This window comes from Chryseobacterium sp. 14P4.3.2, from assembly GCF_057799275.1.
The window spans coordinates 72576-85254 of record NZ_JBYOKO010000009.1 but is presented as its reverse complement, the minus strand read 5'-3'; the positions used below and the strand labels follow the sequence as shown (position 1 = coordinate 85254).

Here is a 12679-nt window from a genome sequence, read left to right as displayed (position 1 = left end):
AAATATTTAACAACCAAACAAATGCATTTATGACAAAAAAATTACTATCGGGCTGTCTGCTAATGACCGTATTATTCTTTTTTTCATGTGAAAAAGAAAACACACAGATGAAAAGTGGAATTTCAATTGAAACCATTTCAATGATAACTGTGCTTATTATGGGAGTCGCAATTTTGATTGCGTACAGCTATAAAAGAAGATAATAAAGACTTTATAACAAATAAAAGAATCACCTTTCAGTTTTTGGGAGGTGATTTTATTTATATTAAAAAATTCTGGTTAAATATGAAGATCTTTTCACAAAAACATTTCAGCCATGGTTTCTCCACTGGCAAAGTATCCTGACGCTGCAGCACAAAAAATAAAAACTAGTAAAACCAGACATGAAAAAGGAGATATAATATCAGAGATCAGCCTCAACGTTTATTTTTTTATAATGCTTCGCTTAAAATCTACACATAGGCAGGTCTTTATGTAATAAAATCTTCTAGTTATCAAGTGTATAATTTTTGCTATTTCATCACAGGCATGAAAAATATTCTAATGAGAAGGCTTAAGACTTCATACTTTTCTTAATCTTACTGTTTCTATTGAAATCAGACTTTTCCACACATAGTAAACTGATTATTTGCTATCTTTCTTTTTTAGAAAACATTAAAATGAAAGTATGAAAGTAATTGGTTTAATCGGAGGAATGTCGTGGGAAAGTTCAGTGTTGTATTATCAGATTCTGAATAGAAAAACACAGGAAATTTTAGGAGGAAATCATTCTTCCGACTGTTTGATGTATTCCGTAGATTTTGGTGAAATTGCGATGCTACAGCATAAAGGTGACTGGGAAACCCTTGAGAAAAAAATGATCACAGCTGCCCAAAGATTGGAACGGGGCGGTGCTGATATGATCCTGATCTGTACCAATACCATGCATAAAATGGCAGAAGCAATCGAGCACCATACAAACATTCCTTTAGTGCATATTGTAGACAGTACAGCAGAAGCTATTCAAAAGAAATCATACACAAAATTGGGAATGCTGGCTACCAAATTTTCAATGGAAGAGGATTTTCTGAAAAATCGGTATCAAACAAAATATGGTATTGAAACTATTGTTCCCGAAGCTGAACAGAGAAACGAAGTGCACCGTATCATATACGAAGAACTTGTACAGGGAATTATTAAAGAAAGTTCCAGACAATACTATCTGAATATTATTGATGATTTAGTCGAAAATGGTGCAGAAGCTATTATTTTGGGCTGCACAGAAATTGAATTGCTGATTAAACCGGAGGATGTAGCGGTAGATATGTTTCCCACCGCAAAACTGCATGCTGAAAAGGCAGTGGAACTGGCTTTGGCTTAATCTAGTTTGAATTCTTTCTCTAATGCAGACTTCTCTTTCACCATAATTTTCTATCTTTACTACTCTATATTTACAATTAAAGCTTTCAAAAAAACAACTAATGAAACAAAAGATACATCAGGGCAGAAACGTTAAAAGATTCAGAGAAATGCTGGGCATTAAGCAGGAAGCTTTAGCGCTGGATTTAGGTGATGACTGGAATCAAAAGAAAGTCTCATTATTGGAACAGAAAGAAACTATCGAAGATCCTTTGCTTCAAAAAATCTCTGAGGTATTAAAAATTCCTGTGGAAGCATTCCAGAATTTTGATGAAGAACAAGCTGTCAACGTTATTGCGAATACTTTTTCTTTAGATAATGGTTCAATATTTAATGCACATAATACTAATCCAGTATTCAATCCCGTAGAAACCATTCTCAAAATACATGAAGAAAAAATTGCTCTTTATGAAAGAATGCTGAAAGAAAAGGATGATATGATGTCCAGACTTGAAGAACTTATTAAAAGGAAATAATAGATTGTTGTGCTTTGCCAGCAATAACAAGTCCCGAAAAGAATAAAAACAAAAATCCCTTTCATTACTGAAAGGGATTTGTTATATCTAAAAAACTCAGATTACATATAAGCTTCAATTGGCTCACAAGTACATACTAGGTTTCTGTCTCCGTAAGCATCATCTACTCTTGATACAGAAGCGAAGAATTTGTGGTCTCTTACCCACTCTAATGGATAAGCGGCCTTTTCTCTGCTGTACGGTTTATCCCAAGAATCAGAGATTACCAACTGCTCTGTATGAGGAGCATTTTTCAATACGTTATTAGCCTGATCAGCTTCTCCGTTAGCAATCTCATCAATTTCAGATTTAATGGAAATTAATGCTTCTGCAAAGCGGTCGATTTCAGATTTGCTTTCAGATTCTGTAGGCTCAATCATCAATGTACCTGCAACCGGGAAAGAAACCGTAGGAGCATGGAATCCATAATCCATCAATCTCTTCGCTACATCAGCCACTTCAATTCCTAAAGATTTGAACTGACGGAAGTCTACGATACATTCGTGAGCCACTCTTCCGTTTTCATTTGAATATAAAATCGGGAAGTGTTCTGCTAAGATTTCCTTAAGGTAGTTGGCATTCATGATCGCGTGTCCTGTAGCTTTTTTCAGACCGTCAGTTCCTAACATTTTAATATATGAATAAGAAATGTTAAGGATAAGACCTGAACCGTAAGGTGCTGCAGAGATACCATCAATCGCATCCTTAGATCCGATTCTGATATTCGCATTGGAAGGAAGGAATGGCACCAGGTGCTTGGCAACACAAATTGGGCCTACTCCAGGACCTCCACCTCCATGAGGAATTGCGAAAGTTTTGTGAAGGTTAAGGTGACAAACGTCTGCTCCGATGTTTCCGGGACTTGTGAATCCTACCTGAGCGTTCATGTTCGCACCATCCATATATACCTGCCCTCCGTGCTCGTGGATAAGATTTGTGATCTCTTTAATGTTAGCATCAAAGAATCCGTAAGTAGAAGGGTAAGTGATCATTACAGCTGATAAGTTTGCTGAATGCTGTTCTGTTTTAGCTTTAAGATCTTCGAAGTCGATTTCACCGTTTTCAAGGTTTTTTACAACTACGATTTTCATTCCTGCCATTGCTGCAGAAGCCGGGTTTGTTCCGTGTGCAGACTGAGGAATCAATACTACATTTCTGTGGTGGTCACCTCTTGAAATGTGATATTGTCTGATTACCATTAGCCCTGCATATTCTCCCTGAGCTCCTGAGTTCGGCTGCAATGAAGTACCTGCGAAACCAGTGATTTCAGCAAGATCTTTCTCAAGCTCTGCAATCATCTTCTGGTAACCTCCAGCCTGATCTACCGGTACAAACGGGTGTACACTACCCCAGTCTGCCCATGAAAGCGGAAGCATCTGAGTTGCTGCGTTCAGCTTCATCGTACAAGATCCTAAAGAGATCATGGAATGCGTCAATGATAAATCTTTTCTCTCAAGACGTTTGATGTAACGCATCAATTCCGTTTCCGTATGGTATTTGTTGAATACTGATTCCGTAAGAATTTCATCTTTTCTAAGATTCTCTTCAGGAATGCTGTATCCTTCTTTTATTTCTAATTTGAAAGTTTGCTTATCTTTGAACTGAGCGAAAGAAGCCATCAGATAATTTAATTTCTCCAATGTTGTGCTTTCATTGATCGCAATACTTACAACACCATCTGTAAAGTAGTTAAGATTGATTCTGTGATCCTGCATCATTCTCATCAGTCTTCCTTTCTCATCTTCACTCATCGTGATTTTTACAGTATCGAAGATCGGCTCTTCCACCGTCTGGTATCCTAAAGCTTTAAGACCGCCATTCAAAGCATTGGCTTTAAAGTGAATCTGATCAGCAATATAATTTAATCCTTTTGGACCGTGGTAAACAGCATACATACCAGCCATTACTGCCAAGAGAACCTGCGCAGTACAGATGTTCGAAGTAGCTCTTTCTCTTTTGATGTGCTGCTCTCTAGTCTGTAAAGCCATTCTCAGTGCACGTTTTCCGTACATATCCTGAGAAACCCCGATGATTCTTCCAGGGATATCTCTCTTGTAATCTTCTCTGCAAGCAAAGAATGCTGCGTGAGGACCACCATATCCTAATGGAATACCAAATCTCTGAGAAGTTCCCACAGCACAGTCAGCCCCCATAGAAGCAGGAGACTTCAGCTTCACCAATGCCATTGGATCACAAGCTACCGCTACCTGAAGATCAAGTTTTTTGTATTCTACGATATCTTCCGTGTAATCCAGAACGATTCCGTTTTTCCCCGGATACTGAAGTAAAACTCCATAGTAAGAAGCATCTAATGAATGAGTTTTGTGATCTCCCACTACCACTTCGATTCCCAATCCTTCAGCTTTGGTTTTTAATACAGAAACGGTTTGAGGTAATACAAGGTCAGAAATAAAGAATTTATTAGCATCTGCTTTTTTCTGATCCTTTGTTCTGTTGTTAAAGAACATATGCATAGCTTCAGCAGCCGCAGTAGACTCGTCCAACAGAGATGCATTAGCCAATGCAAAACCTGTAAGGTCACATACTACAGTCTGGAAATTAAGAAGCGCCTCAAGCCTGCCCTGTGCAATCTCCGCCTGGTAAGGCGTATATGCAGTATACCAGCTTGGATTTTCAAAAATATTTCTTTGAATTGCTGAAGGCAAAAGTGTATTATGGTATCCAAAACCGATATAACTTGTATAATCTGTATTTTTTGATGCCAGATCTTTTGAGTGATTCAACATTTCGTACTCCGAAAGCGGTGCCGAGATCTCAAGATCTTTTTCTAAGCGGATAGAAGAAGGAATGGTCTGAGAAATTAACTCTTCAATACTAGAAACGCCAAGTTTTTCCAACATCGCCTGTTTATCGGCTTCATTAAGGGAAATGTGACGGCTCACAAACTGTTCTGTATTCATTTTTATTTATTAGATTTTGTTTGTAAAAAGATGGGTAAAATTACAATTTTTTACACGATTGTACAAGAGCATAAGAGGGATGATAATTCACAAAATGACTCCCCTGTTTTATTAGGATAATTTTTTAGCAAGCTTTGCATAGTTTTATTTTATTTTAAACAGATATCACCCTAATTCCGCTAATAATATTCAACAACACAGTCAATTTATCAAAAATAAAACAATGCCTTACAAGTGAAAAATGGAAGGAAATTATGAATATGCTTATCATAATGATCAAAATAAAGAGGTGAAAGCGATAAAATATAACAAACCTTAACAGATAAAACTTTATCTCAGATTATGAGGATTGAAGACTGGTTTTCTTGCGAATTCCGATACAATTGGCAGCTTTTGAAAGAGGCTGTTTTTGCTATTGATCAGGTTTAAAGAATTTTATGAAATTTTATTAATTATATTTATTCTAAATTAATATATTTGCATCATGAATATGATTGTCCCATTTAAAGTACCGCCTTTGGCCCCTTACACATTCGGTAACGAAGAGATGTTGTGTGAAAAGAAATCATGCTGCAAAAAATTCAAGAAAGGGAAAAGATGTAAAAAATGCCCGGGAAGAAAGAAAATGGCATAAGTTAACTGAAATTTCTGATCAGCATATATATAGCAATTGCCAATATAATGATCCCCCAAATCAGCATTATAATTTTAGGCTGACCAGTCCTGTTTATTCTTGTTACAGGCTGAGGTTTAAACATTTCTTCTGCTGAGTTTTTGAATTTCTCTGTGTTATTTTCAAAAACTTCTGTTATTGTAATGCCCTGAACAGCCGTTTTATTCAGAAGCGAGTTGGTAGCATGAAGCAAAAGCTGGAATTTACCATCTTTAAATTCTGTAATTTTAAAAATCCTTTCTCCGTAAGGCTTTTCCAGCCCGAAAGGCAGCACTTTTACCACATCAGCATTATTGGTCTGCCAGCTGATGATAATCTCCTCTCCTTTTTTTGCATGAATCTTATTCGCCGCAAAAGTTTTTATGGCAGGCGGAATAGTATACCTGAAACTTTTCTGCTGACTTTCTAAATTCTGATCATAGGCATGCCTTCTGCCCGGATCACTCAATGTTTCATAAGCTTCCAGAATCTCACGGAAACGGTCTGCAAAAAAGTCATCGTTGTCATTTTTATCCGGATGGTATTTTAAAGACAGCTTTCGATAAGCTTTTTTGATGTCTTCTTCTGAAGCATCCTGGGATATACCGAGAAAATAGTAGTAATCTTTCATTAATCAATACAAAAATAAGAATTTATTTTTCTTTGTGTTTGGTGTTTAGGGTAATTTTTTTTGGCGGAAATAGATTAAAAAACCATTGTATATCAAAGATTATCTTCTTTAGTCTAAAGGTTGGGAAACACAAAGACACTAAGTTTTTTTTCTTTTTGTATGATTTAAGGCGCAAGAAAATCAATGATTTTCAGCTATTATGATTCTAACTAAAAAATACTTTTAAAGATGATCATTAATGTATCGTAGAAAAAAATTCTTTCCTTTGAAAAACGTCCTGTGATATAATATCTTGCGTCTTTAGGATGCTCCAGCAAAAAATACACAAGTTGGAAACTCGCAAAGACGCAAAGTTTTTATCATTCTAACGAAAATGCAGTGTAGTGGGAAATATCAACTTTATATAAGAAAAAATAGGAGAGCTTATTTCCGGTAGATCCAATCTTTAGCCGGAACAATCCAGTCATTAAGTGTTTTAAAAAGAAAACCATGATTTAATCCTGTATTCAGTTCTATTTCTTTAAAATATTTAATTCCGGACCTGATAAAACGCTGCTCCTGTGAGAGCTGTACATGCCCATCATCTGATTTTTCAGTAATAGAAAGTATCTTCCCATACAGTCTGAAATTCTTATCTTTTTCTAAAGAATCATTTTCAAAACTGGAACCAATAAATACAAATTTTAACTGCTGATTTTTTTCGTAGTAAGAAACGTACTGTGCGATATACCCTCCCTGAGAAGTCCCTATAATACTGATATGATCCGCAGAAATTCCTTTTTTCATAAGACTATCTATCTGCTTTTTCACCTTCAGTGCATAGGCTGAGGGATCCGTACCCGCCTTTCTCTTTTCTGAAATAACTATAGTATTCCCTTTTTTCAGTTCCAAAAGTATAGGTTCATATTCTGCCACTCCATATTTGGGATGTGCTTCTTCCAGTGAATGATCTTCAAGGAATTTATTATGTAAAAAGAAAATATATTGTTTCTCCTCTTCTTTAGGTTTCTGCCCAAAAACTGTTACACAAGAAAAAAGCAGAATTGCTGAAATAGAGATTTTTTTAAATTCCATAATACTTCACAATCTATAATAAAAAAACAAAGTTAGTACTTAAATACATTTTATATGAAGAGTATGGTCTAATTTACTTTATAAAAAGACTCCGGCTCGGGAAGCAAAGCTTCCCGAGCCGGAGTTTAACAATTTCAATTTAGTTTTTTACTTCTTATGCTTCGCAGTTATTCTCTTTTCTGCAGCATTTTGAATGGAATTCTTTTTTGAATTTCCCTTTCAGTTCCTGATAATCCTCATCATTCATTTCTCTGATCTTATCTGCAAGCCCGAAAGGCGATTTTTCTTTGATTCCGTATTCATCAAAAATTCCTCTGATAAATCTTTTTCTCTCGATAGCTTTTTTAGCAATCAATGCTACCCCTACAACGGCTAATGCTCCAAGAGCTCCTTTTAATGTTGAATTTTTCATTTTTTCAAAATTTTAAATTTTACTACTTCTTATTTTTTATATAGACGAATGAATCTTAATTTTACTTTACTACTTCTTTAAAGTTTTCAAATTATTCGTTATTTCTGTTGAAGAATCCTCCTGAACATTTATTTCTCCATACTTCCTTAAATTTTTCTCTTTCTTCAGGCGACCAGCTTTCCATTTTCTGTCTCATTTTTCTTTCCTTAAAATCTTTCATTCCTTTGCCAAAATGAAAACCTCCAAAAAGAATTTTACTCAAGATCAGAATTCCCATTGCCTGCCAGAATGTAATGGTCTTCGCTCCTAAAATCTCAGGAAGCAGACAATTCCAAAGCAACATTACAATCCATGTAACGGCTACAAAAATTAACGGTGGACATAACAATAAAAAAATCCAGCCCTTTTTGTGTTTATAATTCATAATTTCTTTTTACTAACTTTTTAAATCTTCGTATAATTCTCTCAATCTGTTTCTTAAATGCTTCACAGCATAATTTTTCCGGCTAATGATAGTTTTGATGTTTTCTCCCTGTTCATCGGCTATTTCCTGGAGCGTCCTGTCGTTCAGTTCATTTTCCATATACACCAGCCTTTGTTTTTCGGGGAGTTCATCAAGAGCTTCAAACAGCTTTTTCCAGATCTCATCCTGAAACATCTTTACTTCAGGACCTGCGCTTTCATCCATAAGCAAGATATCTTTGATGGAAAACTCTCCATCATCATCTTCGTAGACAAAATCTTCCAGATTTTCTGTTTTCTTTTTTCGGTAGCGGTCTGTGATTTTATTAGCTGTCACTCTGTAAAGCCACCCCCCTACATTTACAATCTCAGAGAGATTGGTAATGCTGCTGAACTGATACCACACTTCCTGCAGAATATCTTCTGCATCTTCTGCATTTTTCACTTTAGGACGAATATAGGACATCAGCTTCCCTCCGTAGCTGGAAACGGTCTGTGAGATGATGCTTTCTTTCTCTTTCTGTGGCATTGTTATTTTTTCGACAACCTCCATATTGATATGACGATTATCCATTGGGGTTTACTTTAATAAATTTAAAATATTTTTCTCAAAATTCAATTTTTCTTTTATTCAGTGAGCTTCTGTTTCATATAATAAATTGCTTATTCTGCTTTATTTACTGTTTTCAGGGACCTATTTCCCGCTATACGCTCATACTCATCGCCCTATGGCCCTCCAACCATTACTGCCGGGTAACCGCTGCTATCGGGGATAAAATTTATTACCGATATCCAGTGCCTCAGCTGTGATAAAAAGAATCGGAAGACATAATGCCTTCCGATTCTATTACGATAAAATTTATGTTTTATTTATTAAAATTTTCTGCAAAAAATCCTAACATCGATTTATACAGTTCAATTCTGTTCGGCTCTTTCCCGAATCCGTGCCCTTCATCATATTTTACCATATAAGGTACTTCAAATCCTTTAGCACGCATTGCTTTTACAATCTGATCAGATTCATTGATATTTACTCTCGGGTCATTGGCTCCCTGCACTACAAATAATGGTTTTTTAATTTTGGCAATCTGAAAAACCGGGGAAACTTCTTTAGCAATTTTTGCTTCTTCGGGATTATCAAGGTCATACCAGATCTGTTTTACCATTTCTTTATAAGGCTTCCAGTATTCCGGGAAAGAATCAAAGAATGTAAAGATATTCGACACTCCTACATAATCTACTCCGCATGCATATAAATCCGGTGTTTTGATCAATCCCATTAAGGTTGCATATCCACCATGACTTCCTCCGTAAATTGCTATTCTATCTTTATCAATCCATCCCTGACTAATGGCATATTTCACTCCATCTTCCACATCATCCATCGCTTTTCTTCCGATCTGCTTATATCCGGCTTTCTGAAATTCCTTTCCATATCCTCCTGAAATCCTGAAGTTGATCTGAAGCGTGGCATACCCTCTGCTGGCAAACAACTGTGTTTCAGGATTGAACCCCCAGCTGTCCCTTACCCCCTGCGGGCCGCCATGAGGATTAACAACTAAAGGAACTTTTTTACCTTCTAAAGCAGCTTTTGGCAGTGTAATATATCCACGGACTATCAAGCCATCTCTGCTTTTGAATTCAATCGGTCTCATTTCAGCCATATCTTCTTCTTTAAGCTGCGGCATAAGATTGTAAAGAAGCTTCAGTTCTTTCGAGTTGGTATCATATTCATAATAAGCACCATATAATTTATCACTGGTAACTATTACCAGAAGTTTATCATTATTATCGTCAGACGAAACTACAGAAAACTCTTTATCTTTAAATTGCGATTTTAATTTATCATCAATTTCTTTATAGAATTTACTTACCGGAACAGTTTCTCCTTTTACCCCCTCATAACTGATATAATCCAGTTCATAGTTTCTGTTTTTACCCGCAACACTTACAGAACTGACATCATATACCGGGTTGGAATAAACTTCTCTGATCACTGAATTTTTCTTCAGATCATACAAAACAATTCTCGTTTTGTCACTGTCTAAATTTGTTATCACATATGCTTCGTCTTTATTTTTAGAATTATCATTGAATCTGATAATACTAAATGTATCTGACCAGTCTGTCGATTTAAGAAGATTAAATTTCCCGGTCTGCAGATCTTTATAATAGGTTTTTGAGGTTAACCCATTTTCAAGGACAATATACCCTCTCAGGTTTCCGTCTTTATCAAAAATATAATCATCAATAGGACTGTTGACATCTTTATTTTCGTAAAGCTGGGTAATCTCACCTGTTACAAAATTGATTTTATAAGGTTCAAAAATCTGCTTATTGTTTTTGTTCATGGTAACCACAACAAAATCTGTATCTTTTATAGGTCTTATGGTCCCTAAGGTAATGCCTTCAAACGGGGTTAAGTCCTTAAGGTTGCTTCCGTCAGCACCAGCTGCATAAAGGTGGATATTCTCATTACCTCCTTTATCCTGGGTATAAAAAAGACGCTTTTTATTGAGCCATCCGTAGCTCTTGATCAGATCGTCTTTTTCAACAATTGCTTTGGTGATTTTTCCTGTTCCCAGATCTTTGACGTAGACATGATTTTTGCTGTCCTTATCTTTTTCTTTGTAGGAAAGATATTTTCCATCCGGAGATAATTTAAATCCGGAAGCCTTAGGTCTAGCAAAGTAATCTTCAACTTTATATTTGAAGTTTCCTTTATCATAAGAAATAAGTTTCTCAATACTCGCTTTAGTAGAAGGTAAAGTTGGATCTCCGGGTAATTTGGTGGTTGAACTTTGTGCGTTAATCATAATAGCTGGCAATACTATGCAAATTGTGCCTAGAATTTTGTGATTTAGATTCATGATTAATGTTTTTAAAGGTTAAGAAAGCAAAAATATTTAATTTTTAAATCAATAAAAAGTAAATACTTTTATACAATAAGACGCTCCAACCGTATAAAATGTTACAGTATTAATCTAAAAAACATTTCGAATATGTAAAAAAGACAGCCAATAAACTGTCTTTTTATTTTAGTTCAGATAAATACCGAAATACCAGGTCCACGCAATTAAAATAATCTGCATAGGAATTCTTTGGTTATAAAGGTATTTCATCCCCGGGCCGGTATAATCAGCTTTGAAAATATTAATCCTTTTTTGAGAAGAATGAATGTTGGCTATAAAAACCAATACATAAAAAATGATCAGTAAAATTGCGGTCAGTTCACGAAGTGACGGAATCATCAATCCTACTCCCGCAGCAATTTCTATAATACCCGTAAAGTACACCCAAAATATTTTAGCAGGAATAAAATCCGGAATCATCATTGCCATCCCTTTCTGAAATCTGAAATGTGACAGACCTGTAAAGATGATGAATACAGCCATTCCAAGATTTCCGGAAAATAAGAAATCCGGTTTCCCATGAATTAGAAAAGTCCCTAGCAAAGCCAGTATAAATGTGGCGAAAATAATTACTAATAGTTTCATAGTTGTAAAGTTGCAGGAATTAGAAAATATATTCTTCTATAATGTATCCTTACTTATTTATACTGAAGTCAAATTGACTCCTTCTGCCAGGCTCTTCACCACCATCAGCCCTTTCGTAAAACCTGTATTCATATGATCTTCCCATTCTTTTTCTGTCTGGATTTCTGTATGAAGTTTTGTCTTTCCGTCAAAATCAATCAAAAAATATTTTTCAGAATACCCGCTCCATTCCATCACCTCTTTACTCTGGGTATCTTCTGTACCATCCTTTATCAATCCTAAATGTTTAAAAACAATTTGATTCGGCTCATCCAGACTGTCAATAGTGGAAACTAACCCCTCTCCTTTATGATTGAGGAAATAGGTAGTTCCTCCTACTTTCCAGTCGGATTTCATGATTGAACCTGTTCCAAAATACTGAGTCCATTGGCTATATGTTTCCGGGCTCCAGAGAATGTCCCATACTTTTTGCAGGGGAGCATCAATAACTGTTTCATATGACAGGGTTTCCATATTTTTAGATTTTTGAGATTACGGGTTGGTGCGTTTTATATCACTTTAGTTTAAAGCTGATTTTCACAAAGGTGCTTAATGATCATCAATGCTTTTGGATACTTTTCTTCAAAAAAATCTTTAAATTCTTCTGAAGACATAATTTTCACTTTCAACAGGGTTCCTTCTTCGTTTTCTTCAAGAAAAAAGGTTTCGGTAGCATCACCCCAATTCTGAGGAACTTCAATCCCTTCATAAATTTCACCCAGATGGAGAAATTTAATCTCTTCATTTGCAATCACTTTTTCGACCCTGCTGTACATTCCGTTCTGTTTGGTGTCAAGAAACTTAATGATATTATTTTCTTCAAGACTTCCTTCATAAAAAGATCCTTCCGAAAAAGCGGTTGTCCATTGTCTATAGGTAATATCTCCCCAAAGAACACTCCATACTTTTTCTGGTTCTGCATTGATCTCAATTTCGTATGATAATTCTTCCATATTATTTAAATTTTTATTGTAAACAAGTGATTTAAGATATCACACCAACTATCAGACCAAGAATGAATTCTTAATTTCTATCCGTCCACAAAATCACCGTCACTGAGTGAATGAATTTTCCTGTA

General features: G+C 35.6%; 12 protein-coding genes. 2 read left to right on the top strand and 10 right to left on the bottom strand.

All coding sequences use genetic code 11. The annotated features are described in order from the left end of the window. The first annotated feature begins 667 nt into the window (after nt 1–667). Together AC27VX_RS14475 and AC27VX_RS14470 are read left to right on the top strand one after the other, a co-directional pair. Nucleotides 668–1360 (top strand): aspartate/glutamate racemase family protein, encoded by a 693-nt coding sequence (locus AC27VX_RS14475; RefSeq protein ID WP_488696297.1) that lies wholly within the window; start codon nt 668–670, stop codon nt 1358–1360. Between the two features lie 100 nt (nt 1361–1460). Continuing rightward, on the top strand, nt 1461–1874 hold the full coding sequence (locus AC27VX_RS14470; protein WP_488696295.1) for a helix-turn-helix domain-containing protein: 414 nt from the start codon (nt 1461–1463) through the stop codon (nt 1872–1874). Nucleotides 1875–1975: 101 nt separating this feature from the next. On the opposite strand, the gene gcvP is transcribed toward AC27VX_RS14470, so the two are convergent. From gcvP to AC27VX_RS14420, 10 genes are all read right to left on the bottom strand, one after another. After that, a complete protein-coding gene (gcvP, locus tag AC27VX_RS14465; RefSeq protein WP_236854884.1) occupies nt 1976–4834 on the bottom strand; it encodes an aminomethyl-transferring glycine dehydrogenase in 2859 nt (952 codons plus the stop codon). A gap of 635 nt (nt 4835–5469) precedes the next feature. Beyond that, nucleotides 5470–6117, bottom strand: coding sequence for a J domain-containing protein (locus AC27VX_RS14460; protein WP_236854885.1), 648 nt, complete (start codon nt 6115–6117; stop codon nt 5470–5472). Nucleotides 6118–6540: 423 nt separating this feature from the next. Beyond that, a complete protein-coding gene (locus AC27VX_RS14455) occupies nt 6541–7191 on the bottom strand; it encodes an alpha/beta hydrolase family protein (protein ID WP_488696292.1) in 651 nt (216 codons plus the stop codon). 154 nt (nt 7192–7345) lie between these two features. Next, nucleotides 7346–7603 carry a hypothetical protein gene (locus AC27VX_RS14450; protein ID WP_236854887.1) on the bottom strand — a complete coding sequence of 86 codons (258 nt, stop codon included), beginning with the start codon at nt 7601–7603 and terminating at the stop codon, nt 7346–7348. Between the two features lie 91 nt (nt 7604–7694). Next, the gene (locus tag AC27VX_RS14445) at nt 7695–8027 is read right to left on the bottom strand and encodes a hypothetical protein (protein ID WP_236854888.1); all 333 of its coding nucleotides are present in this window, start codon (nt 8025–8027) and stop codon (nt 7695–7697) included. 12 nt (nt 8028–8039) lie between these two features. Beyond that, nucleotides 8040–8639, bottom strand: coding sequence for an RNA polymerase sigma factor (locus tag AC27VX_RS14440; RefSeq protein ID WP_300686180.1), 600 nt, complete (start codon nt 8637–8639; stop codon nt 8040–8042). Between the two features lie 292 nt (nt 8640–8931). Continuing rightward, nucleotides 8932–10935 carry a S9 family peptidase gene (locus tag AC27VX_RS14435; protein WP_488696290.1) on the bottom strand — a complete coding sequence of 668 codons (2004 nt, stop codon included), beginning with the start codon at nt 10933–10935 and terminating at the stop codon, nt 8932–8934. Nucleotides 10936–11103: 168 nt separating this feature from the next. Further along, on the bottom strand, nt 11104–11562 hold the full coding sequence (locus AC27VX_RS14430; RefSeq protein ID WP_488696288.1) for a DoxX family protein: 459 nt from the start codon (nt 11560–11562) through the stop codon (nt 11104–11106). A 57-nt stretch (nt 11563–11619) separates the two neighbouring features. After that, the gene (locus AC27VX_RS14425; RefSeq protein WP_488696286.1) at nt 11620–12075 is read right to left on the bottom strand and encodes an SRPBCC family protein; all 456 of its coding nucleotides are present in this window, start codon (nt 12073–12075) and stop codon (nt 11620–11622) included. 50 nt (nt 12076–12125) lie between these two features. Beyond that, nucleotides 12126–12554: an SRPBCC family protein gene (locus AC27VX_RS14420; protein WP_488696284.1), complete on the bottom strand. Its 429-nt coding sequence runs from the start codon at nt 12552–12554 to the stop codon at nt 12126–12128. Between the last annotated feature and the right edge of the window lie 125 nt (nt 12555–12679).